The 24,627-nt window shown below is 61.1% G+C and carries 20 protein-coding genes; 13 read left to right on the top strand and 7 right to left on the bottom strand.

Annotated elements, in window-relative coordinates:
- Positions 1-38 precede the first annotated feature (38 nt).
- A complete protein-coding gene (locus EPZ47_RS28925) occupies positions 39-1,472 on the bottom strand; it encodes an aminotransferase-like domain-containing protein (RefSeq protein WP_135847765.1) in 1,434 nt (477 codons plus the stop codon).
- Positions 1,473-1,651: 179 nt separating this feature from the next.
- Here EPZ47_RS28925 and EPZ47_RS28920 point away from each other — a divergent pair, with 179 nt between their 5' ends.
- On the top strand, positions 1,652-1,897 hold the full coding sequence (locus tag EPZ47_RS28920; protein WP_135847764.1) for a DUF1127 domain-containing protein: 246 nt from the start codon (positions 1,652-1,654) through the stop codon (positions 1,895-1,897).
- Between the two features lie 165 nt (positions 1,898-2,062).
- Here the strand turns inward: EPZ47_RS28920 and EPZ47_RS28915 are convergent, their stop codons facing one another.
- Complete coding sequence (locus EPZ47_RS28915) at positions 2,063-3,376, bottom strand: NAD(P)/FAD-dependent oxidoreductase (protein ID WP_135847763.1); 1,314 nt, start codon at positions 3,374-3,376, stop codon at positions 2,063-2,065.
- Positions 3,377-3,522: 146 nt separating this feature from the next.
- Between EPZ47_RS28915 and EPZ47_RS28910 the strand changes: the two genes are divergently transcribed.
- Complete coding sequence (locus tag EPZ47_RS28910; RefSeq protein WP_018602566.1) at positions 3,523-3,876, top strand: YkgJ family cysteine cluster protein; 354 nt, start codon at positions 3,523-3,525, stop codon at positions 3,874-3,876.
- 13 nt (positions 3,877-3,889) lie between these two features.
- Here EPZ47_RS28910 and EPZ47_RS28905 read toward each other — a convergent pair whose 3' ends face one another.
- A complete protein-coding gene (locus tag EPZ47_RS28905; RefSeq protein ID WP_003206849.1) occupies positions 3,890-4,378 on the bottom strand; it encodes an Lrp/AsnC ligand binding domain-containing protein in 489 nt (162 codons plus the stop codon).
- Between the two features lie 155 nt (positions 4,379-4,533).
- Here EPZ47_RS28905 and dadA point away from each other — a divergent pair, with 155 nt between their 5' ends.
- From dadA to EPZ47_RS28875, 6 genes are all read left to right on the top strand, one after another.
- Positions 4,534-5,838, top strand: a complete 1,305-nt coding sequence (gene dadA, locus EPZ47_RS28900; RefSeq protein ID WP_135847762.1) for a D-amino acid dehydrogenase — start codon at positions 4,534-4,536, stop codon at positions 5,836-5,838.
- Positions 5,810-6,163 (top strand): RidA family protein, encoded by a 354-nt coding sequence (locus EPZ47_RS28895; protein WP_135847761.1) that lies wholly within the window; start codon positions 5,810-5,812, stop codon positions 6,161-6,163. The genes dadA and EPZ47_RS28895 overlap by 29 nt, the downstream gene beginning before the upstream one ends.
- A gap of 97 nt (positions 6,164-6,260) precedes the next feature.
- Positions 6,261-7,334: an alanine racemase gene (alr, locus tag EPZ47_RS28890; protein WP_135847760.1), complete on the top strand. Its 1,074-nt coding sequence runs from the start codon at positions 6,261-6,263 to the stop codon at positions 7,332-7,334.
- A 128-nt stretch (positions 7,335-7,462) separates the two neighbouring features.
- A complete protein-coding gene (locus EPZ47_RS28885) occupies positions 7,463-8,011 on the top strand; it encodes a cupin domain-containing protein (protein WP_135847759.1) in 549 nt (182 codons plus the stop codon).
- A 183-nt stretch (positions 8,012-8,194) separates the two neighbouring features.
- Positions 8,195-8,605: a c-type cytochrome gene (locus EPZ47_RS28880; protein ID WP_135848083.1), complete on the top strand. Its 411-nt coding sequence runs from the start codon at positions 8,195-8,197 to the stop codon at positions 8,603-8,605.
- Between the two features lie 137 nt (positions 8,606-8,742).
- On the top strand, positions 8,743-10,665 hold the full coding sequence (locus EPZ47_RS28875; RefSeq protein WP_135847758.1) for an acetyl-CoA hydrolase/transferase C-terminal domain-containing protein: 1,923 nt from the start codon (positions 8,743-8,745) through the stop codon (positions 10,663-10,665).
- Positions 10,666-10,775: 110 nt separating this feature from the next.
- Here EPZ47_RS28875 and EPZ47_RS28870 read toward each other — a convergent pair whose 3' ends face one another.
- Entirely contained in the window at positions 10,776-11,348 is a 573-nt protein-coding gene (locus tag EPZ47_RS28870; RefSeq protein WP_135847757.1) for a xanthine phosphoribosyltransferase, read from the bottom strand.
- Positions 11,349-11,406: 58 nt separating this feature from the next.
- Complete coding sequence (gene rep / locus EPZ47_RS28865; RefSeq protein ID WP_135847756.1) at positions 11,407-13,416, bottom strand: DNA helicase Rep; 2,010 nt, start codon at positions 13,414-13,416, stop codon at positions 11,407-11,409.
- Between the two features lie 275 nt (positions 13,417-13,691).
- On the opposite strand from rep, the gene EPZ47_RS28860 reads away from it, so the two are divergent.
- The gene (locus EPZ47_RS28860) at positions 13,692-15,362 is read left to right on the top strand and encodes a putative bifunctional diguanylate cyclase/phosphodiesterase (protein ID WP_135847755.1); all 1,671 of its coding nucleotides are present in this window, start codon (positions 13,692-13,694) and stop codon (positions 15,360-15,362) included.
- Positions 15,363-15,468: 106 nt separating this feature from the next.
- Here the strand turns inward: EPZ47_RS28860 and EPZ47_RS28855 are convergent, their stop codons facing one another.
- Complete coding sequence (locus EPZ47_RS28855) at positions 15,469-16,869, bottom strand: NorM family multidrug efflux MATE transporter (RefSeq protein ID WP_135847754.1); 1,401 nt, start codon at positions 16,867-16,869, stop codon at positions 15,469-15,471.
- 152 nt (positions 16,870-17,021) lie between these two features.
- Between EPZ47_RS28855 and EPZ47_RS28850 the strand changes: the two genes are divergently transcribed.
- From EPZ47_RS28850 to EPZ47_RS28840, 3 genes are all read left to right on the top strand, one after another.
- Entirely contained in the window at positions 17,022-17,942 is a 921-nt protein-coding gene (locus tag EPZ47_RS28850) for a LysR substrate-binding domain-containing protein (protein WP_135847753.1), read from the top strand.
- A gap of 186 nt (positions 17,943-18,128) precedes the next feature.
- Positions 18,129-20,105: a methyl-accepting chemotaxis protein gene (locus EPZ47_RS28845; protein ID WP_135847752.1), complete on the top strand. Its 1,977-nt coding sequence runs from the start codon at positions 18,129-18,131 to the stop codon at positions 20,103-20,105.
- A 292-nt stretch (positions 20,106-20,397) separates the two neighbouring features.
- Positions 20,398-21,612: an aldose 1-epimerase family protein gene (locus EPZ47_RS28840; protein WP_135847751.1), complete on the top strand. Its 1,215-nt coding sequence runs from the start codon at positions 20,398-20,400 to the stop codon at positions 21,610-21,612.
- 6 nt (positions 21,613-21,618) lie between these two features.
- Here EPZ47_RS28840 and EPZ47_RS28835 read toward each other — a convergent pair whose 3' ends face one another.
- Positions 21,619-23,112 (bottom strand): YifB family Mg chelatase-like AAA ATPase, encoded by a 1,494-nt coding sequence (locus EPZ47_RS28835; protein ID WP_135847750.1) that lies wholly within the window; start codon positions 23,110-23,112, stop codon positions 21,619-21,621.
- 219 nt (positions 23,113-23,331) lie between these two features.
- On the opposite strand from EPZ47_RS28835, the gene EPZ47_RS28830 reads away from it, so the two are divergent.
- Complete coding sequence (locus tag EPZ47_RS28830; protein ID WP_135847749.1) at positions 23,332-24,609, top strand: sensor histidine kinase; 1,278 nt, start codon at positions 23,332-23,334, stop codon at positions 24,607-24,609.
- The last annotated feature ends 18 nt before the right edge of the window (positions 24,610-24,627 follow it).

Here is a 24,627-nt window from a genome sequence, read left to right as displayed (position 1 = left end):
ATTGTTCGGCGGTTGAGTGTTGCTTCCCTGTGTACAGTTCAGACGGCGTCGCGCTGGGTTTCGTTCAACAGCGCGATGGCGGCGGCACCGACCTTGCGCACGGCTTCTTCGATCTGTGCCGTTGGCTTGGCAGCGTAGTTCACGCGCAGGCAATTGCGGTACTTGCCCGACGCCGAAAAGATGCTGCCAACGGCGACCTGTACGCCCTGGTCGAGCAGGACCCGGTTGAGTTTCAGCGTATCAAAACCTTCAGGCAATTCGACCCACAGCATGAAACTGCCTCGTGGTCGGCTGGCCCGGGTGCCGTGGGGGAAATAGCGGCTGACCCAGTCGATCATCACGTCGCGATTGCGCTGGTATTGCGTACGCATCCGCCGCAAATGCGGTTCGAAATGCCCGCCTTTGAGGAATTCGGCAATGGCAATCTGCGGTTGTGGCGCGGTGGAGCCGGTGCTGATGTATTTCATGTGCAGTACCCGTTCCAGATACCGCCCCGGTGCAACCCAGCCAATGCGCAGGCCCGGTGCCAGGGTCTTGGAAAAAGAACTGCAGAGCAGGACGCGGCCGTCTTCGTCGAAGGATTTGATGGTGCGGGGGCGCGGGTAGGTGTAGGCCAATTCCCCATACACATCGTCTTCGATAATTGCCACGTCGAAGCGTTGCGCCAGGGTCAGCAAGGCGCGTTTATTGGCGTCGGGCATGATGTAGCCCAACGGGTTATTGCAGCTGGGGGTCAACTGTATGGCCTTGATGGGCCATTGCTCCAGCGCCAGTTCCAGTGCCTCCAGGCTGATGCCAGTCAGTGGATCGGTAGGGATTTCCAGGGCCTTCATGCCCAGGCCCTTGAGGGTTTGCATGGCCCCGTGAAAGCTCGGCGAATCCACCGCGACGATATCGCCTTGCTCGCAGGTGGCGCGGATGCTGACAGACAGCGCCTCGTGACAGCCGGTGGTGACGATCAGGTCGCCTGGGTCCAGTTGGCAGCCGGCGTCCAGCGACAGGCGGGCGATCTGTTCGCGCAGTGCGAGGTTGCCGTAGATGTTGTCGTAATACAGGCCGGGCATGTCTTGCCGGCGGCTGATCTGCGCCAGGCTGCGCAGCAGCGGTTTCATGGTCGGCGAGTGAATGTCCGGCATGCCACGCCCCAGTTGCACCACATCCTTGCGAGGTACGGCGCGTATCAGTTCCAGCACCTGGTCCCATTGGGAGATATCCACCGGTCGCTGGGCTGGACGGCCCACTGCCGGCAGGTCTGGCAGTTCACGGCTGGCCGGTACGAAATAGCCGGATTTGGGTTTCGGCATCGCCAGCCCGCTGTCCTCCAGCACCCGGTAAGCCTGTTGCACCGTACTGAGGCTGACGCCATGTTCCGTGCTCAACGCGCGTACCGACGGCAGCCGGTCACCGGGGCGATAGAAGCCCTGTTCGATGCGGGTACCGAGCAATTCGGCGAGGTTCACGTACAGGGTCATGGTGTGCTCCCAATGAGTTGGACAACGGCAACCAATACAGTTGAGTCAGAAAAAGAAGATTCAGTCGCAAAAAGGCTCACTCTGTATGTATATAAAACATACTGTTTGAATCTGTATTGCTTCTGGCCGTCCGCGCATCATGAAACCTCTGGCTACCCAAGTAAACAGGAGCGATCAAAATGAACGGCTTGAGCGATGTGCGGCTGACGTTACACAGTCAGGAACTGGCGGCGGGGCAGGAGAAGGGGTTGCGCAGCGCGATGTCGCGCAATGCACCGACCTGCCTGGGTCGTTGGGGCCTGTTCTGGCATCGCCTGCATACACGCAAAGCCTTGCTGGAGCTGACACCAGAACAGTTGCGTGATATCGGGCTGAGCCGGGAGCAGGCGCGGGAGGAGGGGCTTAGACCGTTCTGGCGGCTTTGAAGGGCTTAGGCGTTGAACACCGAACCTGTGGCGAGGGAGCTTGCTCCCACTGGGCCGTAGGAGCTGTCGAGTGCAACGAGGCTGCGATCTTTCCGCTGCCCATTGAGTCAGAAGCGAAAGATCAAAATCAAAAGATCGCAGCCTGCGGCAGCTCCTGCAACGGGGTCAAACCAGCTCTTTCAACCGATGCCACAACATCCCCAGCGCCAGCAGCGGCGAGCGCAGATGCTTCCCGCCCGGGAAGGTCATGTGCGGCACCTGGGCGAACAGGTCAAAGCCGCCGCTCTGTTGCCCACTGATGGCTTCGGCCAACAACTTGCCGGCCAGGTGCGTGGCATTCACCCCATGGCCGGAATAGGCCTGGGCGTAATACACGTTGGGTTGGTCCTTGAGCTTGCCGATCTGCGGCAAACGGTTGGCCCCGATGCCGATCATCCCGCCCCATTGATAATCGATTTTCACATCCGCCAATTGCGGGAAGACCTTGAGCATTTTCGGACGCATGTAGGCGCCAATGTCTTGCGGGTCGCGGCCCGAATAGTGACAAGCGCCGCCGAACAATAAGCGTCGATCCGCCGAAAGGCGGTAGTAATCCAGCGCCACCCGTTGATCACAGACCGCCATGTTCTGCGGCAGTAATGCCTGGGCCTGGGCCTCGCTCAAAGGTTCGGTGGCGATGATGTAGCTGCCGGCCGGTAACACTTTGCCGCTGAGTTCCGGGTTGAGCCCGCTGAGGTAAGCGTTGCAGCCCAGCACCAGGGTCTTGGCGCGGACCGAACCTTGTTGAGTATGGACCTTCACTTCAGGGCCATATTCGATGCGCGTGACCGCCGATTGCTCGAACAGCCTGACGCCCAGTTGCTGCGCGGCGGCGGCTTCGCCCAGGGCCAGGTTCAGCGGATGCAGATGGCCCGAGCCCATATCGATCAGGCCGCCCACGTAGCGATCCGAACCCACTACGCTGTGCATTTCATGGGCTTGCAGTAGCCGGGTCTGGTGGCGATAACCCAGGCTGCGCAATTCTTCGGCGTCCTCGGCGAAGCCTTCCAGATCGCCGGGTTTGTTGGCCAGGTCGCAGTAGCCCCAGGTGAGGTCGCAGGGGATCTGAAAGCGCTCGACACGTTGGCGGACGATTTCCACCGCTTCGAGGCCCATGAGTTTCATCTGGCGTACGCCGTCGGCACCGATGACCGGGGCGAATTGATCGAGGCCGTGGCCGACGCCGCGAATCAGCTGGCCGCCGTTGCGCCCGCTGGCGCCCCAGCCAATCTTGTGCGCTTCCAGCAAAACGACGCTCATGCCACGTTCGGCCAGTTCGATCGCCGTGTTCAGCCCGGAAAAACCGCCGCCGACCACGCACACGTCCGCCACCGCTTCGCCTTGCAGCACCGGATGGTCCGGTTGCGGCAAGCTGCTGGCGGCGTAATAAGAGGCGGCGTGCGCGTGGCTCGGGACAGGTTGCTGAACACGGGCGTTCATGTGCGTAATCCTGATTGTTGTGTTTGAGAAATTTTACGGAGCATAAGCCGTGGATTCATTTGTGGGCAACACCGGTCGGCTGGCCCTGTCTGGAGTAAGGCTTTTAGGGCAGAATCGCGAACTGTCCCACCTCGGTAACCGCCTCGATGAGCTGCAACAGTCAAAAAATCCGCACGTTGCGCCAACAGATTCCCTCGTTCGAGTGCGTACCGGGTTGCCATGACTGCTGTGGTCCGGTGACCACCTCACCCGAAGAAATGGCCCGTTTGCCGCGTAAGACCCGCGCCGAACAGGACGCGGCCATGGACGCACTCGATTGCGTGCACCTGGGGCCGAACGGTTGCACGGTCTACGACGAGCGGCCGCTGATCTGCCGGCTGTTCGGCACCACGGCGACCCTGCCGTGCCCCAACGGGCGGCGGCCGGTGGAGTTGATCCATCCGCGGGTCGAAAAGCAGATTCATGAATACATGGCCAGCACCCGGCAGGTGTTGGTGTAGGTAAAACGCTGCTTCAGTCCGGAATCGGCAGGTTCAAACTCTCCTTCACCTCTTCCATCACGATGTAGCTCTTGGATTCACGCACATGGGGCAGCTTGAGCAAAATGTCGCCCAATAGCTTGCGATACGAAGCCATCTCGGAAATCCGCGCTTTCACCAGATAGTCAAAATCCCCCGACACCAGATGACATTCCAGCACGTGGGGCAATTTCAGCACCGCGCGTCGGAACTCTTCAAAGGTGTCGCCGGATTTGTAATCGAGGCTGATTTCGACAAACACCAGCAGGCTACCCTTCAAGTGCTGCGGGTTGAGCCGGGCGTTGTAGCCCATGATGATTCCCTCGCGCTCCAGGCGCCGCACCCGCTCAGTGCAGGGCGTCGTGGAGAGGCCGACTTTTTCCCCCAGCTCGGTGAAGGAGATCCGCCCGTCCGCCTGGAGGATGCGCAGGATGTTGCGGTCGATCTTGTCCAGTTCGCGTTTGGTCTGGGTGTTGGTACGCACAGGGGATGCACCTCCGTAAAAAGGGTTATTGCCGAGAATTCTCGCCAAATATAGGCATTTATATAGTGAAAAGCACTGGCTAATCTTTTTTACACTGCGCGCATCAAAGCTTTGTATAACAAACGTCAGCGGTTATCCGCGATGAGGGCATCAACATGCGCGTTCTGGTATTGGGTAGCGGCGTCATCGGTACCGTCAGTGCTTACTATCTGGCCCGGGCCGGGTTTGAAGTGGTGGTGGTCGACCGTCAACCGGCGCCTGCCATGGAGACCAGTTTCGCCAACGCCGGCCAGGTGTCGCCGGGTTATGCCTCGCCGTGGGCCGCGCCGGGTGTGCCGCTCAAGGCCATCAAGTGGCTGTTGCAGCGCCACGCTCCGCTGGCCATCAAGGCCACCGCCGACATCGACCAGTACCTGTGGATGGCGCAGATGCTGCGCAACTGCACCGCCAGCCGCTATGCCATCAACAAAGAGCGCATGGTGCGCCTGTCCGAGTACAGCCGTGACTGTCTCGATGAGTTGCGCGCTGAAACCGGCATTGCCTACGAAGGTCGTAGCCTGGGGACTACACAACTGTTCCGCACCCAGGCACAGCTCGATGGCGCGGCAAAGGACATTGCGGTGCTGAAAGAGTCCGGCGTGCCGTTCGAAGTGCTCGACCGCGAGGGTATTGCCCGAGTCGAACCGGCCCTGGCCAATGTCACCGACATCCTGGCGGGTGCCCTGCGTCTGCCCAACGACCAGACCGGCGACTGTCAGATGTTTACCACGCGTTTGGCGGAAATGGCCGAGAAACTCGGTGTGCAATTCCGCTTCGGCCAGGATATCCAGCGCCTGGACTACGCCGGCGACCGGATCAACGGCGTCTGGATCGACGGCAAGCTGGAAACCGCCGACCGCTACGTCCTGGCCCTGGGCAGTTACTCGCCGCTACTGCTCAAGCCGCTGGGGATTCGCGCGCCGGTGTATCCGCTCAAGGGCTATTCCCTGACCGTGCCGATCACCAACCCGGCGATGGCGCCGACCTCGACCATTCTCGACGAAACCTACAAAGTCGCGATCACCCGGTTCGACAACCGCATTCGTGTGGGCGGCATGGCAGAAATCGCCGGATTTGACCTGTCCCTCAACCCGCGTCGACGTGAAACCCTGGAGATGATCGTCAACGACCTTTATCCTCTGGGCGGCGACCTGGCCCAGGCCAGTTTCTGGACCGGGTTGCGTCCGACCACCCCCGACGGCACGCCAATCGTGGGTGCTACACCGTTCAAGAATTTGTTTCTGAATACCGGCCACGGCACGCTGGGCTGGACCATGGCTTGTGGTTCCGGTCGCTTGCTGGCGGACCTGATGGCGAAGAAAAAGCCGCAGATCAGCGCCGAAGGCCTCGATATTTCCCGTTATGGCAGCAAACACCAGGAGTCTGCAAAACATGTCAATCCAGCGCCAGCTCACCAATGACCGCATGAGCCAGGTTGTCGTGCACAACGGCACCGTTTACCTGGCGGGACAGGTCGGCGACGACATGGGCGCCGGTATCGAGCAGCAGACCCGCGAAACCCTGGCCAATATCGAGCGCTTGCTGGACTTGGCCGGGACCGACAAGAACCGTCTGCTGTCGGTGACGATCTATCTGAAAGATATTGAGGCCCACTTCGAAGGCATGAATGCGATCTGGGACAAATGGCTGCCCAAAGGCGTCGCCCCGGCCCGTGCCACCGTGGAGGCCAAGCTGTGCGAGCCGGAGATTCTGGTGGAGCTGTCGGTTGTGGCTGCGCTGCCTTAATCCCCGTCAAAACGAATCCCTCTTCCGGCGCTGTTGGTGGTTCATGCCTTCAGCCCGCGCCGGTTTTTTATTCATGACCGCCTAGAAGCCCGCCGCCATGCGTCCTGCCCGTGCCCTGATCGACCTTCAAGCCTTGCGTCACAACTACCAATTGGCCCGCGAAGTCACGGGGGCCAAGGCCCTCGCGGTGGTCAAGGCCGATGCCTATGGGCATGGCGCGGTGCGGTGCGCCGAGGCTTTGCAGGACACGGCGGACGGGTTTGCCGTGGCGTGCATTGAAGAGGCCCTGGAGCTGCGAGCCGGCGGGATTCGTGGGCCAATCCTGTTGCTGGAGGGCTTTTTCGAGGCCGATGAGTTGCCGTTGATCGTCGAGCACGATTTCTGGTGCGTGGTGCATTCGTTGTGGCAGCTCGAAGCAATTGAAAACGCAACGCTGAGCAAGCCGATCACCGTCTGGCTCAAGCTCGATTCGGGGATGCATCGAGTCGGGCTGCATCCTGCGGATTACCAGGCGGCCTATCGCCGTCTGCTGGCCAGCGGCAAAGTGGCGAAGATCGTGCTGATGAGCCACTTCGCCCGCGCTGATGAGCTGCACGATCCCAGCAGTATTCAACAACTGGCCGTGTTCGAGGTGGCCCGCCAGGGGTTGGTGGCGGAGATCAGCCTGCGCAACTCCCCGGCCGTGTTGGGCTGGCCGCAGATGCCGAGCGACTGGGTGCGGCCGGGCATCATGCTCTATGGCGCAACGCCCTTCGAGGAACCCAATGCCGTCGCCTCGCGCCTGCAGCCGGTCATGACCCTGGAATCGAAGATCATCTGCGTGCGTGAATTGCCCGCTGGCGAGCCGGTGGGCTACGGCGCTCGTTTTGTGACCGCGCAACCGACCCGGGTCGGGGTGGTCGCCATGGGGTATGCCGACGGCTACCCACGCCAGGCACCCAGCGGCACACCGGTGCTGGTGGACGGGCAGCGCAGCCAACTGGTCGGACGGGTGTCGATGGACATGCTGTGCGTCGACTTGACCGATATTCCCCAGGCCGGGCTCGGTTCGACGGTGGAGTTATGGGGCAAGACCATCCTCGCCAGCGACGTGGCCAAGGCCGCTGACACGATTCCCTATCAGATTTTCTGCAACCTGCGGCGGGTGCCACGGCTCTATTGCGGGCTCTGACGCCAGGCGCCACCTACCGAAAGTCGCTTCACCGCACAGGATTCGGGTCAAAGTGTTGTAAATACTGAACGCTGTCGCCATGATAACGGTCACTTTCCACACAACCTGATTCCCTGGAGGCTCCAGCATTGGACGTCGGTGAACGACTGCAATCCATTCGTAAACTCAAAGGCCTTTCCCAGCGTGAACTCGCCAAGCGCGCGGGCGTCACCAACAGCACTATTTCGATGATCGAGAAGAACAGCGTCAGCCCCTCGATCAGCTCGCTGCGTAAGGTCCTTGGCGGGATTCCCATGTCCATGGTCGAGTTTTTCTCCGAAGAAATCCTTCAGGAGAAACCGACTCAGATCGTCTACAAAGCCAACGAACTGATCGACATCTCCGACGGCGCCGTGACCATGAAACTGGTGGGCAGGGCACACCCGAGCCGGGCGATTGCCTTCCTGAATGAAATCTATCCGCCTGGCGCCGACACCGGTGACGAGATGCTCACCCATGAGGGCGAGGAAACCGGGATTCTGGTGGAGGGGCGGCTGGAGTTGGTGGTCGGCGTCGAAACTTTCGTGCTCGAAGCCGGCGACAGCTACTATTTCGAGAGCACCAAGCCCCACCGTTTCCGTAATCCGTTCGATGTGCCGGCGCGACTGATCAGCGCAGCTACGCCGGCCAATTTCTAAGAAAAGCGGCGCCGAGCCTATTTGGCGGAGGCGCCCGAAGGTCGAGCTGTCATGACGAACAAAACCCTTAGGTCTTTGGGGTTGTTCCCGTGTGACGGCCTTACCGCTATACTTGCGCCCGCCTGCAAACCGTGGCCGCAGGCGTGACTAGCCACCATTGAGGGTGTACGCGTGAACCTAATTATGAAAATGCTGGCTGCACCAGCAACCGTATTGGCCCTATGGGCAGTCAGTGCCCAAGCGGCGACCAACGACGAAATCGCCAAGCGCCTTGAACCGGTCGGCCAGGTCTGCGTTCAGGGGAAGGAATGCAAGGGGATGGAAGTCGTAGCTTCGGCTGGCGGCGGCGGTGCGAAGGCGCCGAAAGATGTTATTGCAAAGCATTGCAATGCTTGCCACGGCACCGGCCTGTTGGGTGCTCCGAAAATCGGTGACAAGGCTGCCTGGAAAGAGCGCGCCGATCACCAGGGCGGTCTCGACGGCATCCTGGCCAAGGCCATTACCGGCGTCAACGCCATGCCGCCAAAAGGTACCTGTGCCGATTGCTCGGATGACGAACTCAAGGGCGCCATCAAAGAGATGTCCGGCCTGTAACGAGCCAGCATCCTTCACAAAAAAGCCGCTTACGAGCGGCTTTTTTGTGCCTGGTGTTTTTCCAGGGGCTGGTCATCGCAACCAAGACCCGGCAAGCTCGGTCCAACCCACATTCATGGAATGTCCTGGAGGGTCGGATGGTGCAGTTGTGTTCAATCGAACAGGCGGTGGATGATGTGCTCGAGCGTCTGCCCGCGCATATTCACCTTGGCATGCCCCTGGGGCTGGGCAAGCCCAACCTGTTTGCCAACGCGCTGTATCGACGCATCGCGCAATTGCCCGAGCGCCAACTGACCATTTACACGGCCCTGAGCCTGGGCCGGCCGAACCTGGGCGATGGTTTGCAAAAGCGCTTCCTGGAGCCCTTTATCGAGCGGGTCTTCGGTGATTACCCCGAACTGGATTATCTCGCCGACCTGCATCGCGACAGTCTGCCGGCCAACATCCGCGTCCAGCAGTTTTTCATGCAGCCCGGCAGCCTGCTGCACAGTGCATCGGCTCAACAGAATTATGTCAGCAGCAACTACAGCCACGCCGCCCGGGACATCAACGCTGCGGGCTTGAACCTGGTGGCGCAACTGGTGGCGAGCGACCCGCAACATCCCGATCGCCTGAGCCTGAGCTGCAACCCGGACATCACCCTCGACCTGTTGCCGATGATCGCCAAGCGGCGCGCGGCCGGGGAGACCATTCTCCTGGTCGGCCAGGTGCACAGCGATTTGCCCTACATGCCGGGGGACGCGGAGATCGGCATCGACGCTTTCGACCTGCTGATCGACGAGAAGGACAGCCACACGTTGTTTTCCACGCCGAACATGCCGGTGGGGTTCCAGGATCATCTGATCGGCCTGCACGCCAGTACCCTGGTGCGTGACGGCGGGACGCTGCAGATCGGCATCGGTGCCATGGGCGACGCGTTGACGGCGGCGCTGCTGGCGCGCCAGGCCGATAACGCCGGCTACCAGGCGTTGCTGGCGGACCTGAACCTGAGCCAGTGGGCGCAACTGATCGAGCGCGAGGGCGGAGTCGAGCCGTTTGTCAAAGGGCTGTACGGCTGCAGTGAGATGTTCGTCAACGGTTTGCTGGTGCTGGCGGATGCCGGGATCATCCGGCGCAAGGTCTACCCCGACGAGCCGACTCAGGAACAGGCCAACGCCGGCACCCTCGACGAGGCGGCGCAGCCGGACGGCATCTGTATACATGGCGGGTTCTTCCTCGGCCCGCGCAGTTTTTACGAGCGCTTGCGCGAGTTGCCACAGAGCCGCCGAGTTGAATTCAACATGACCCGCATCAGTTACATCAACGAGCTATACGGCCAGGAGCAGCTCAAACGCCTGCAGCGACTCGATGCACGCTTTATCAACACGGTGTTCACCATGACCCTGATGGGGGCAGGGGTGGCCGACCAATTGGAAGACGGCCGGGTACTCAGTGGCGTGGGCGGGCAGTACAACTTCGTTGCCCAGGGCCATGCGCTGGAGGGCGGGCGTTCGATTCTGCTGTTGCGCAGCTGGCGCGAGGCGGGGGGCGAGATCAGCTCGAACATCGTCTGGGAGTACGGCCATTGCACGATTCCCCGGCACCTGCGGGACATCGTGGTGACCGAATATGGCATCGCCGACCTGCGCGGCAAGACCGATGCCGCAGTGATCGAAGCACTCTTGAACATCAGCGATTCACGTTTCCAGCCGGGACTGATCGAGCAAGCGCAAAAGGCCGGCAAGTTGCCCAGGGATTTCCGCCTCGATCCGCGGTTCGCTGACAACACTTCCGAGCGTTTGCAGGCCATCCAGGCACGGCATTCGAATCTGTTTCCGGAGTATCCGCTGGGTTGTGATTTCGACGGGGTAGAGCGGGACCTGTTGCGGGCGCTGAACTGGCTCAAGAGCAAGTTCAAGCTCACTGAGATTCTGGAATTGGGCAAGGCGGCGCTGGATGCGCCGGAGCCTTCGGCGTTTCCCGAGCATTTGGAGCGGATGCAGTTGGCGAGCCCCGAGGGACTGAAAGAGGAACTGGGCCAGCGGTTGTTGCTCGCCGGGCTCAAGGCCACTGCTATCTAATGATCGACACAGATCCATTGTGGGAGCGGGCTTGCTCGCGAATGCGGTGTGTCAGTCGATATATTTCTGGCTGATACACCGCATTCGCGAGCAAGCCCGCTCCCACAGGGTCAGTCGATAAAGGTCACGACGCCACCCGCCAGCGACTGCACCCGAGCCAACGATTCGACGCGATAGCCCTGGGCATCCAGTTCCGCACGACCGCCCTGAAACGACTTCTCGATCACGATTCCCAGGCCTGCCACGGTGGCGCCGGCCTGCTTGATGATGGAGATCAGCGCCTGGGAGGCTTTGCCATTGGCCAAAAAGTCATCAATGATCAGCACCCGGTCGCTGCTGGTCAGGTGACGTGGGCTGATGGCCACGGTGCTTTCGGTCTTCTTGGTGAACGAATACACGGTCGCCGACAGCAGGTTTTCCGTCAGGGTCAGGGACTGTTGCTTGCGGGCGAAAATGACCGGTACGCCGAGGTTCAGGCCGGTCATGATCGCCGGGGCAATGCCCGAGGCTTCGATGGTGACGATTTTGGTGATGCCCGAATCCTTGAACAGCGCGGCAAATTCATCGCCGATCAACTTCATCAACTGCGGGTCGATCTGGTGGTTCAGGAACGCGTCGACCTTGAGGACCTGGTCGGACAGCACGATGCCTTGTTCACGAATTTTCTGCTGCAGGGCTTCCATGAAGCCTCCTCTAATGACGCTTTCAGCGCCTTGAAGTCGATGAAAAAAGTAGTCGATTCTAGCGCTTTAGCATCGCTCGTATATCGGCCAGGGCACTGTTGCCGCGCACGGCTTTGACTTCGGTCGGGGTGTCGTCGTTGCCTTCCCAGGCCAGGTCGTCCGGCGGCAGCTCATCGAGAAAGCGGCTCGGGGCGCAGTCGATCACTTCGCCGTATTGCTTGCGCTTGGCGGCGAAGGTGAACGCCAGCGTCTGACGGGCGCGGGTAATGCCAACGTAGGCCAGGCGCCGTTCTTCTTCGATGGTGTCGGCCTCGATGCTGGAGCGGTGCGGGAGGATTTCTTCTTCCATGCCCATGATGAACACGTAAGGAAATTCCAGGCCCTTGGAGGCGTGAAGCGTCATCATCTGCACGCCTTCGGCGCCGTCTTCCTCTTCCTGCTGGCGTTCCAGCATGTCCCGCAGCACGAGTTTGCCGATGGCGTCCTCGACCGTCATGTCGCCGTCTTCGTCTTTTTCCAGGGTGTTTTTCAACGCCTCGATCAGGAACCAGACGTTGCCCATGCGGTAATCGGCGGCCTTGTCGCTGGAGCTGTTGGTGCGCAACCAGTTCTCGTAGTCGATGTCCATGACCATGCTGCGCAGTGCCGAGATCGGATCTTCGCCGGCGCACTGCTCGCGCACCTTGTCCATGAAGCGCTTGAAGCGCGCCAGGCGATCGGTGAAGCGGCTGTCCAGGTGCTCGCCCAGGCCGATTTCGTCGGTCGCGGCGTACATCGAGATCTTGCGCTCGGTGGCGTAGTTGCCGAGTTTTTCCAGGGTGGTCGAGCCGATTTCCCGGCGCGGGACGTTGATCACCCGCAGGAACGCGTTGTCGTCGTCCGGGTTCACGATCAGGCGGAAGTAGGCCATCAGGTCCTTCACTTCCTGGCGTCCGAAAAAGCTGTTGCCCCCCGACAGGCGATAGGGGATCTGGTGATGCTGCAATTTCAGCTCGATCAGCTTGGCCTGGTAGTTGCCGCGATACAGGATCGCGAAGTCGCTGTACGGCCGGTCGGTGCGCAGGTGCAGGCTGAGTATTTCCATGGCCACGCGTTCGGCTTCGGCGTCTTCGTTGCGGCAGCGGATCACGCGGATCTCATCTCCGTGGCCCATCTCGCTCCACAGTTGCTTTTCGAACTCGTGGGGGTTGTTGGAAATCAGCACGTTGGCGCAGCGCAGGATGCGGCTGGTGGAGCGGTAGTTCTGCTCCAGCATCACCACTTTGAGCGACGGATAGTCTTCCTTGAGCAGCATCAGGTTTTCCGGCCGCGCGCCACGCCAGGCATAGATCGACTGGTCATCGTCGCCCACCACGGTGAACTGGTTGCGTTTGCCGATCAGCAGCTTCACCAGCAGGTACTGGCTGGCGTTGGTGTCCTGGTATTCGTCCACCAGCAGGTAGCGGACCTTGTTCTGCCATTTTTCAAGGATGTCGGCGTTGTCCTGGAACAGCTTGACCGGCAGCAGGATCAGGTCGTCGAAGTCCACCGCGTTGAACGCCTTGAGCGTGCGCTGATAGTGGGTGTAGACGATGGCTGCGGTCTGTTCCTTGGGGTTACGGGCGTTTTCCAGGGCTTCGGGCGGCAGGATCAGGTCGTTTTTCCAGGCGCCGATCATGTTCTTGATCTCATCCACGCCGTCGTCGCCCGAATACTCCTTTTGCATGATGTCGGTCATCAAGGCCTTGACATCGGTCTCGTCGAAAATCGAGAAGCCCGGTTTGTAGCCTAGCCGGGCGTGTTCCTTGCGGATGATATTCAGGCCCAGGTTGTGGAAGGTGCAGACCGTCAGGCCACGACCTTCGCCGGCGCGCAGCAGGCCGCCGACCCGCTCTTTCATTTCTCGAGCGGCCTTGTTGGTAAAGGTCATGGCGACGATGTACTGGGCACGGATGCCGCAATTCTGGATCAGGTGCGCAATTTTGCGGGTGATCACACTGGTCTTGCCGGAGCCTGCACCGGCGAGCACCAAAAGAGGGCCGCCGACATAGTTCACGGCTTCTTGCTGCCGGGGATTGAGTCGGGACATGACAGGGTCAGAGGGTCGTTTGCGAAATGGGCCGGCATTTTAACAGGCTCAGAGAATTGTGCTGCTCTGTCCGACTTGTGACGTAACACATCATTGTCATTTGCCGCTTTTCCCACTTTCGCGCAGGATGTCGGGCGCACATGCGTCTAACGTGCGATTTCGCGTGTAAAAAACCGCCAAAAGCAAGTGTTTGAGAACCATTGGCATTGGTCATTGCCGATCGGCAAGGTCATAATGCCCGGCGCCAACCACCTTGCAGAGTCTAGGGAGTCAGCTTGTCTACGCCTGTCGAACCCTTGCGTTTGCTGCTATTGGCCGAAACGCCTGAGTGGTCAGCGATATTGCGCGAGTGCCTGGCGCCCATGGGGCCGTCGGTCGTGCTGATCAGCGCCCCGAGCTGGGACTCGGTCAGCAGCCTGTTCGAAGACAACCGTCACGCGGTACTGCTGACGATTGCGGCGTTGCAACCGGCGCCAGGCCGCTGCCGCTTGCCGACAGTCCTGCTGCTTGAGCATGAACCCTCGACGCCACCCGATGGCGTCAGCGACTGGCTGGTGCGTGATGTACTCGACGGGCCGACCCTGCGTCGTTGCCTGCGCCATGTGCGTGAGCGCGGGGTGCTGGAAAACACGCTGCAGCGCCTCGCTGAGCAGGATCCGTTGACTGGCATCGCCAATCGCCAGGGTTTCCAGACTTTGCTGGCGGCACGCCTGGCTGAAAACGAAGGTCGCGGCCTGGCACTCGGTCACCTGGACCTGGACAACTTCCGTCACGCCAACGATGCCCTCGGCCACCAGGCCGGTGACCGTTTGATTTTGCAGGTGGTATCGCGGCTCAAAGGGTCACTTGAGGCGGGCGATCAACTGGCCCGGTTGGGCAGCGATGAATTCGCCTTGCTCATCGACACCCGCCGTGCCCCGCAGCGGGCCGAATGGATGGCTGAGCGCATCACCGAAGCCATGGCCGAACCTTATTGGGTAGATGGCGAAAGCCTGTTGATCGGTTGCAGCCTGGGCATCGCTCACGCCCGTGCCCAGGCCGGCGCGGACCCGCTGATGTGGCACGCGCATATCGCCATGCAGCAGGCCAAGAGCACCCAAGGCTGCACCTTCCATATCTTCAATGAGCGCATCAACCGTAACGCCCGTAGCCTCGCCGATCTGGAAAGCGAACTGCGCCGGGCGCTGCGTCGCGATGAACTGGAGCTGCATTACCAGCCCCGGCTGGACCTCGATGGCGGCCACATCGTCGGCCTCGAAGCCCTGGTGCGCTGGCGTCACGGCGAACGCGGGCTGCTGCCGCCAAGTGAGTTCGTGCCGCTGGCCGAACAGAGTGGCCTGATCGTGCCGCTGGGCTACTGGGTGATTTCCCGGGCGTTGCGCGACATGCAGGCCCTGCGCGAGCGGGGGCTGGCGCCGTTGCACATGGCGGTCAACCTGTCGTTCCGGCAGTTCCAGGACAGCCAGCTACTGCCGACCCTGAGCCGGCTGATTGCCGAGCGGGGAGTCGAGGCCCAGTGGCTGGAATTCGAACTCACCGAAACCGCCGTCATGCGCCGCAGCGAACTGGTCAAACAGACCATGGATGCCTTGGGTCGCTTGGGGGTGCGCTTCTCCCTGGACGACTTCGGCACCGGATTCTCCTCGTTCGTGCACCTCAACAGCCTGCCCATCGCGCTGCTCAAGATCGACAAGAGCTTTGTCGGCGGCATGGAGCAGCGCGAAGAGAACCGCAAACTGGTGCATGCGATGATCAACCTCGCGCACAACCTCAACCTGGAAGTGGTGGCCGAAGGCGTGGAAACCCGGGAACAGCTGGATTTGCTACGTGGCTTCGGGTGCGATCAGGTGCAGGGTTTTTTGATCAGCAAGCCCTTGCCGTTGCCTGAGCTGGTGCAATACCTGACGTTTGATGGCGATCAATCAGCGAGGGAAGTTGTGAGCTAACGCAACCCTTAGTGGGAGCGGGCTTGCTCGCGAAGGCGGTGGGTCAGTCGATACATTTCTGGCTGATCCACCGCCTTCGCGAGCAAGCCCGCTCCCACAGGGGTATTCATTCAGTCTGGACGACCTTGAAACGCCGCGGCCCAGCCTCACCCCTGATCATCCGCCGCATCTTCCATTCAAACGCCAGCGTCAGGCTCACCGCCGCGCAGGCCAGCCCCAGGGCCAGGCCCCACCAGACCCCCGTCGGCCCCAAGTCCAGGTGAAAAGCCATCCACCACGCCGCCGGTGCGCCGATCAACCAATAGCAACCCAGGCCCACCAGGAAGGTGGTCTTGGCGTCCTTGAGCCCGCGAATGCAGCCCATCGCGATGGTTTGTGCGCCGTCGAACAGCTCGAACCACGCCGCCACGGCCAGCAGGCTCACGGCCAGGTCGATCACCGGGCGGAACGCTGGGTCGTTGTGGTCCAGGAACAAGCCGATCAACTGATTGGGCAGCAGCCAGAACACCATCGCGAACGCCAGCATCACGGCGGCGCCAAAGCCAATGCCGACCCGCCCGGCCAGTCGCGCCATCGGCAGTTGCCCCGCACCGTAGTGCTGGCCGATGCGCATGGTGATGGCGTAGGACATCCCCGCCGGAACCATGAACGCCACCGAGACGATCTGCAGGGCGATCTGGTGTGCCGCCAGCGGTGTGCTGCCCATGGTGCCGATGCACAGCGCGGCGAAGGCGAACAGCCCGACTTCCACCGCGTAGGTGCCGCCAATCGGCAGGCCCAGGCGCCACAGCTCCTTGAGGTAATGGCGATTGGGCCGTGACAGTCCGTTCAGCAGCGGATAAGCCCGGTAGGCCGGATGCCGATGGATATGCCAGGCCAGCGCCAGGGCCATGCAGTTGGCGACGATGGCCGTGACCAGGCCAATCCCCATCAAGCCTAGTTTCGGCAGGCCGAACAGGCCGGTGATGAGCGCGTAATTGAGCAGGAAGTTAGCCACCGTGCCGCCGAGGCTGATCACCATGACCGGCGTGGCCCGGCCGATGGCGCTGGTGAAGCCGCGCAGGGCCATGAAGCTCAAATAGCCGGGCAGGGCGAACGGCAGCGCCAGCAGGAACTGGCCGGCGGAAAGCACGTTGGTTTCGGTCTGGCCGAACAGCAACAACACCGGCTTGAGGTTCCACAACAATAAGCCGGCCACCAGCGCCATCAGCCACGCCAGCCACAACCCGGCCTGGGTCAGCCGGGTGGCGCCTTCAACATCGCCGGCGCCCTGACGGATGGCCACCAAGGTACCCACCGCCGCGATCACACCGATGCAGAAAATCGACACGAACGAGTAAGTGGCTGCCCCGAGCCCGCCGCCGGCCAGGGCCTCGGGGCTCAGGCGCGCCATCATCACGGTGTCAGTGAGCACCATCAGCATGTGCGCCAACTGCGAGGCAATCAACGGCCCCGCCAGCCGCAGGATGGCCCAGAGTTCAGTACGCACCGGATGCCGCATGATCATCACTCTCCATGTTCAAACAAGGCTGTAAAGCGGTGATTCTCGGCGCTTGTGGCGGTTTGCACAAAAGGATAAAAAAGATCGCTGGCATGATTAAAACTCATGCTGAAAGACTTTCTGGTAGGGTTTCGCCAAACGCTATAGGAGTTTTCCTGATGTCTCGTCGTCTCCCTCCTCTTTATGCGCTGCGGGCATTCGAAGCGGCGGCGCGATACAGCTCGTTTACCCGGGCGGCTGAAGAACTGTCGATTACCCAAAGTGCGGTCAGCCGGCATATTCGTACCCTTGAAGAGCACTTTGCCTGTCGGTTGTTTCAGCGCAGTGGTCGCAACCTTCAGTTGACCGAGGCGGCGCGGTTGCTGCTGCCGGGGGTGCGGGAAGGTTTCATGGCGCTGGAGCGGGCCTGTCATACCTTGCACGGTGAAGATGGCATCCTGCGGATGAAAGCGCCGTCGACCCTGACCATGCGCTGGCTGCTGGCACGCTTGAGTCGGTTCCGACATCTGCAGCCCGGCAACGAGGTGCAACTGACCAGCGCCTGGATGGACGTCGACTCGGTTGACTTCAACACAGAACCCTTCGATTGCGCGGTATTGCTGGGCAATGGGCATTTTCCCGCAGACTGGGAGGCCAGCCTGCTATTCCCCGAGGAGTTGATCCCGGTGGGCGCGCCGAACCTGTTGAACGACCAGCCCTGGGATGTGGCGCGCTTGGCCAGCGCCGAACTGCTGCACCCCACGCCGGACCGCCGTGACTGGCGCAACTGGCTTCAGCGCATGGGCCTGTCCGACAAGGTCTCGCTCAAGGGCGGGCAGGTGTTCGATACGCTTGAGCTGGGCATGATCGCGGCGGCCCGTGGTTACGGTGTATCCATGGGCGATTTGTTGATGGTGGCCGAAGACGTCGCCCAGGGGCGCTTGAGCCTGCCGTGGCCGACCGCGGTTGCCAGCGGCGAGCACTATTACCTCGTCTGGCCGAAAACCCGCCCCGGAGGTGAACGCTTGCGTCGACTCAGCGATTTTCTCCAGAGCGAAGTGAAGGCCATGCAATTACCTGTTGTAGAGCGTCTTGGGTGAAGTGTTGCAGTGCTGGTGATGGCTATTTGGCATTAATCCTTCCATGGCGCTCAAGTATTCGATTTCGCCGCCGAAGGTGTTGAGGTAGTACTTTCGTATTAGAAAGTACTCCCTACACATCACCCGAATAAATTGCCGAGTGCGCGACGTGATCAGGACGATCCGGTCTCTCGGCCAGGAGCTGTCATGTCTCAACCCCGTGCCCGGATCGCCTCACAGCTAGGCCTTGCCCTTGCTGTGATACTGGCGGTCGTGATCTCCGGCAGTACCCTCTTTGCCCTGCGTTCGCTGGACACTGCCAACCTTGCCACCCGTGAAGAACACCTGGCCAGTGAAGCGCGTCTGATGGCCGACCAGCTCAACACCTTCCACGATACTTTGCGTGAAAGCACCCAGCGGTTGAGCGGTCTGTTCGAAAAGCGTTTCAGCGCTGGCCTGAGCGTGCACCCGGATCAGCCGGTTACGGTGGCGGGTGTCCAGACGCCGAGCCTGAACCTGGGCAGCGAAGTGCTGAACAACAACTTCAAGGAAGTTGACGAGTTCAAGCAAACGACCGCCGGAGTGGCTACGGTATTCGTGCGCAGCGGTGATGACTTCATCCGAATCAGTACTTCGTTGAGCAAGCAGGACGGTACGCGTGCCATCGGTACCATGCTCGACCGGGCCGGCCCGGCTTATGCCCCGGTGATGAGTGGGCAGAGCTATATCGGTCGCGCGTTGCTTTTTGGACGTTTCTACATGTCGCAGTACACACCCGTACGCGACAGCAGCGGTAAGGTCATTGCCGTGTTGTATGTAGGATTTGATTACACCGATGCACAGAACGCGCAGTTCGAGAATCTCAAGCGCTTCCGTATCGGCCAGACCGGTTCGTTGGCCTTGCTGGACGAGCAAAACAAATGGCTGGTGCCGCCGGCAGGTGTGCAAGCCTTGGATCAAGCGGCCACTACCATCGTCGGTCTGGTCAAAAAACCGGGTAAGGGTGCGTTCTGGAGTGATACCGCCGAAGATTTCTACAGCGTTGCCGTGCCATTCACAGGCGGGCCGTGGGCGGTAGTGGCAAGCATGCCGAAAGCTGAAATTCGCGCCGTGACCTGGAGCGTCGGAACGCAACTGGCCATTGGCAGTCTGTTGGCGATGTTGCTGGCGGTCGGCGCGGCAATGTGGCTGCTACGCAGCAAGCTGGCGCCGTTGGGGGATTTGGTGCGTCAGGCTGAAGCGTTGGGTGCCGGCGATCTGAGCGTGCGTCTGAATGTCTCGAGCCATGACGAAATCGGCCAACTGGCGCGCGCTTTCAACCAGATGAGCCAGGCCCTGTCGACCATGGTCGAGCACATCCGAAAAGCTTCGCAAGAGGTCAACAGCCGTGCACAGGCCCTGTCCGGGTTGTCCAACGGGGCCTATGAAGGGATGGAGCAGCAGTCCGGGGAAATCACCAGCATGGCCGGCGCGGTGGAAGAGTTCAGCGCTACCTCGCTGGACATCGCCGACAACATGGGCAACACCGAGCGCCTGGCCCAGGAAAACGCCCAGCAAACCCGGATCGGTCGTACGTCGATGGATGAAGCGTCGTCGTCCCTGGAGCAAATTGCCGGCGCGCTGAATAGCACGGCCACGGTCATCAACACCCTCGGCCAGCGCTCCCAGGAGATTGGCGGCATTGTCGGGGTGATTACCTCGATCGCCGAGCAGACCAACCTGCTGGCTTTGAATGCCGCCATCGAAGCTGCCCGTGCCGGTGAGCAGGGCCGTGGTTTCGCCGTGGTGGCTGACGAAGTTCGCAGCCTGGCTTCCCGTACTCGTCAGGCCACTGACGAAATTTCCGGCATGATCAACAGCATCCAGCAGGAAACCGGCAACGCCATCAGCACCATGGAGCAGGGCAAGCTGTTGATGCAGGAAGGTCTGTCGCGCAACGCCAACGTAGCCTCGGCTCTGGCGCGCATCGACGAGCAGAGCCGCTCCGCTGGCCAACAGTTCGCTGCCATTACCACTGCCACCCAGGAACAAAGCAGCACCGCGACCCTGCTTAGCAGCAACCTGCAAAGCATCGCCATGGCCAACAGCGAACAGCGTCAAGTGGTCTCGAACCTGGCGGTCACCGCCAAGGAACTGGAAAAACTGGCCCAGGACCTGCGTCAAGAGGTTGATCGGTTCCGCTGAGTTTTTTCGCCGGCGCCATCGCGAGCAATCCCCCCCGAGCTCCCACAGGATTTGTGGTGAACACAGGATCTGTGAACACCCGGGACCCATGTGGGAGCCGAGCTTGCTCGCGATGACGGCGGTACTGCCAACATCAACCGTTGACTGACCCACCGCCTTCGCGATCAACCTTCTCCCACAAAGCTTTCCCCTCCAATTTGTGGTTTTTTCCGAGATGTTGCCGTTTTTAAGCTTGCTGAAACGTTTCTTCAAGTCTATAAAAACCGCACAACTCCAAGAAAAGGCCGTGTCCATGAATTCGCTCAAACTCTTCGTTGCCCTTAGCGCCTTGGGCGCTGCTTCCCACGCCATGGCTTGGGACTATGTCCTGCTCGATACCGATAAGGCTGCCCAGCCCTGGCAAATCACCAGCCAGCAACTCGGCGTGAAAACCGACAAACCCTTTTCCGTGACGATGCGCACCCTGCACGGCGGCCGGCAAGAAGGCGTCAGCATTATCGACATCGACAACGGCACCATGAAGCTTTCAGTGGTTCCGACCCGGGGCATGAATGTGCTGCAGGCATCGGTCGGGAATGTGCGCATGGGCTGGGACTCACCAGTCAAGGAAGTGGTCAATCCGGCGTTCATTGAACTCAATGGTCGCGGCGGATTGGGCTGGCTGGAAGGTTTCAATGAGTTGGTGACCCGCTGTGGCTACGAATGGGTCGGCCACCCCGGCATCGACAACGGTGAATTGCTGACCCTGCATGGTCGCGCTGCCAACATCCCGGCCAATAAGGTCACGTTGCACATCGACGAAAAACCGCCGTACGCCATCACGCTGCGGGGCGAGTTGAAGGAGCAGGCGTTCAAGAAGGTCGACTTCTCGGTACAGACCGAACTGGTCACCGAGGCAGGCAGCGTGACGTTCGCCCTCAGCGATACCCTGACCAACAACGGTGACTATCCGAAGGAATACCAGGCGCTCTACCACAGCAACTTCAGCACACCTTTCCTGGAGCAGGGCGCTCGTTTTGCCGCGCCGGTCAAGCAGGTCTCGCCGTTCAACGACAAGGCCAAGGGCGATTTGCCTGATTGGCAAACCTACCGGGCGCCGACCAAGGACTACGACGAAACCGTCTACAACGTCGTGCCATACGCCGACGCCAAGGGCGACACCCTTACCGTGCTGCATAACAAGGCCGGTAGCCTCGGCGTATCGGTCGGCTTCAACACCGGGACGCTTCCCGTGTTCTCCCTGTGGAAAAACACCGATACCCAAGGCCAGGGCTACGTGACCGGGCTGGAGCCAGGCACCAGTTTCTCCTATAACCGCCGGTATCAGCGACCACTGGGCCTGGTGCCCACTATCGCGCCGAAAGAGCACAAGCAATTCCAGATCCACTACAGCCTGTTGGCGGACAAGGGCGCCGTGGATAAGGCACTCAAGCGCATCGATGAAATCCAGAACGGTCAAAAAACCGAGGTACGGGAAACGCCGCTGGTAGACCTGACCAAGCCGTGACGCGCTTCAAGGTGTAGCGGGTCGATATTGCAGGGCTTCGGCCAGATGCTCCCGGCGGATACTCGCCGCTTGCTCCAGATCCGCCAGCGTCCGGGCGACCTTGAGCAGGCGGTGGGCGGCGCGCAGCGACAAGGTCAGCCGTTCGCAAGCGGTTTCCAGCCACGTTTCATCGGTTGTGGATAACTTGCAGTGCCGACGCAAACCCGGCAGATCCAGGAAGGCGTTGGCGCAGCCCTGGCGTTTTTGCTGACGCTCCCGGGCTTCGGCCACTTGCTCGGCGACCGTGGCTGTATCGTCCCCGGGTTCGAGCTTGGGGCTCAGGGCTGTGGCCTCACGGGCGACGGTCAGGTGCAGGTCGATGCGGTCCAGCAGGGGGCCGGAGAGCTTATTGCGGTAGCGCTGCACCATGTCCGGCGTACACGAACAACGCCCGCTGGGCTCGCCTAGATATCCACAGGGGCAGGGATTCATCGCCGCCACCAGTTGGAAGCGTGCCGGAAAACGCACCCGGTCACGGGCGCGAGAAACTACGATGTGGCCCGACTCCAGCGGTTCCCTCAGAACTTCCAGCACTTTGCGGTCGAACTCTGGCAGTTCATCCAGGAACAGCACGCCATGGTGGGCGAGGGTGATTTCCCCAGGTTGCGGTTTCGATCCGCCACCCACCAATGCGGGGCCGGAGGCCGAGTGGTGCGGCTGGCGAAACGGGCGTTGCGGCCAATGGCTCAGCGGCACGCAACTGGCGACCGACTGGATGGCTGCAACTTCCAGCGCCTCGCTTTCCGCCAACGGCGGCAACAGCCCAGGCAAACGACTCGCCAGCAGGGTCTTGCCGGTGCCCGGCGGGCCGCTGAACAACAGGTTGTGCGCCCCCGCGGCGGCGATCAGCAACGCCCGCTTGGCCCCGGCCTGGCCTTGTACTTCATTCAGGTCGGGATAGGGCTTGCTGGCCGAAAGCAGCCCGTTGGAAACAAACGTTTTGACCGGGGTATGGCCATTAAAATGAGCCACGGCTTCGAGCAGGTGATTCACCGCAATCACCTTCAGCCCCGACGCCAGGCAGGCTTCCTCGGCATTCGCCCACGGCACCACCAGCGTACGCCCAGCCTTGCGCGCCGCCAGCGCTGCCGGCAATACCCCGCGTACCGGTCGTACGGCGCCGGATAACGCCAACTCGCCGAGGCATTCCACGTCGTCGAGCATCAAGGTTGGTACTTGCACGCTGGCCGCCAGGATCCCCAAGGCAATGGCCAGGTCGAACCGTCCGCCGTCTTTCGGCAGATCCGCCGGCGCCAGGTTCAAGGTGATGCGCCGCGCCGGGAAATTCAGCCCCGAATTGATGATCGCGCTGCGCACCCGGTCCTTGCTTTCCTTCACCGCCGCCTCCGGCAAGCCGACCATCGTCAGTGACGGCAAGCCATTGGCCAGATGAACTTCAACGGTAACGGGGGGAGCCTCCACTCCCACCTGGGCGCGGCTATGGACGATGGCAAGCGACATGAAACGTTCCTTGAGTGAGTAGGGTGCCGCATCCTGCGGCTCTTGAAGGTTAGTCGTGGGGACATGTATCGGAGCGGGAATCGAAGTGAGAAATTTTGGCAGGATGTTGCGGGCGCGGATGACGAGGCGTTCGAAAAATGACCGGACCAGGCCTCTGCTAGACTGCGATTTGCCCCATCGGCACTTGGCGGTATCAGCGGCGCTACGAGGAGGTGGCCCATGAACGATCTGCTGGCGCTGTTGACCGACAAGCGCTTTATCCCCCATGGGCATTGCTATATGTGGCGCCCGGATTTGCTGTGGACCAATGTGATCGCCGATGGTTTGATCACCCTCTCCTACGTCACCATTCCCTTCACGCTGATCTACTTCATCCACAAGCGCAAAGACGTGCCTTTTGACTGGATGCTGACGGCTTTTGGCGTGTTTATCCTGGCCTGCGGCACCAGCCATGTGATGGAAATCCTGACCATCTGGCAGCCTTATTATTGGCTATCGGCGCTGGTCAAGGTGATCACTGCGATGGCCTCGGTGATTACCGCCATCCTGCTGATCCGGCTGGTGCCCGCCGCCCTGAAAATCCCCAGCCCGCAGCAACTGGCCAAGGTCAACGACGAGTTGCGCGAGGCGCAGGCCGAACTGGTCACCACTGCGCGCCGGGCCGGCATGGCTGAAATTGCCACCAATGTGCTGCACAACGTGGGCAATGTGCTCAATAGCGTCAACGTGTCGGCCCAGGTCCTGTACGAGAAGGTGCATACCTCCAAAGGGCCGGGGGTCGCCAAGGTCGTTCAATTGATGAAGGAGCACCCCGATGATCTCGGCGACTTCATCAGCAGCGATCCAAAAGGCCGCGCGCTACCGGACTATCTCGGCAAGCTGGCCGAGGCCCTGGCAGTCGAACAACACAGCATGATCGCCGAGCTGGCGCAGTTGACCCGGCGAATCGACCACATCAAGGAGATCGTCGCCACCCAGCAGTCCTACGCCGGCAACTCCAGCGTGCTGGAACCGGGCTCGCTGCGAGAACTGGTCGAGGATGTGGTACGCATTTGCGATGTGTCCCTTGCCCTCCATCAGGTAACGCTGGTCAAGGAGTTCGATGATGTCCCGACAATGCCGCTGGACAAGCACAAAGTGCTGCAGATTCTGGTCAATCTGATCAACAACGCCCAGCAGGCACTGGGCTCGGGCGCGGGGCGGCCGTCGCGGATTACCCTGCGTCTGAAGGTCGTTGACGACACGCACGTGCGGGTCGAAGTGGAGGACAACGGCGAGGGGATTTCGACGGAGAATCTTGGACGGGTGTTCGAGCACGGCTTCACGACGCGCGCCGATGGTCATGGCTTTGGCCTGCACAGCTGCATCCTGGCCGCGCACGAGATGGGCGGTGAGCTGACGGCACTGAGCGCGGGGCCGGGCAAGGGCGCGCTCTTTATCCTGGAGTTGCCGCTGGCGCTTGCCCAAGGCTCATCCCAGCGGGTCGCGAGTGGTTGAGCCGCCAGCCCGGGCGGC

This window comes from Pseudomonas viciae, assembly GCF_004786035.1.
In the GTDB taxonomy this organism is placed as follows: Bacteria; Pseudomonadota; Gammaproteobacteria; order Pseudomonadales; family Pseudomonadaceae; genus Aquipseudomonas; species Aquipseudomonas viciae.
The sequence above is the reverse complement of the archived record's forward strand: the minus strand, read 5'-3'. Positions and strand labels throughout refer to the sequence as shown.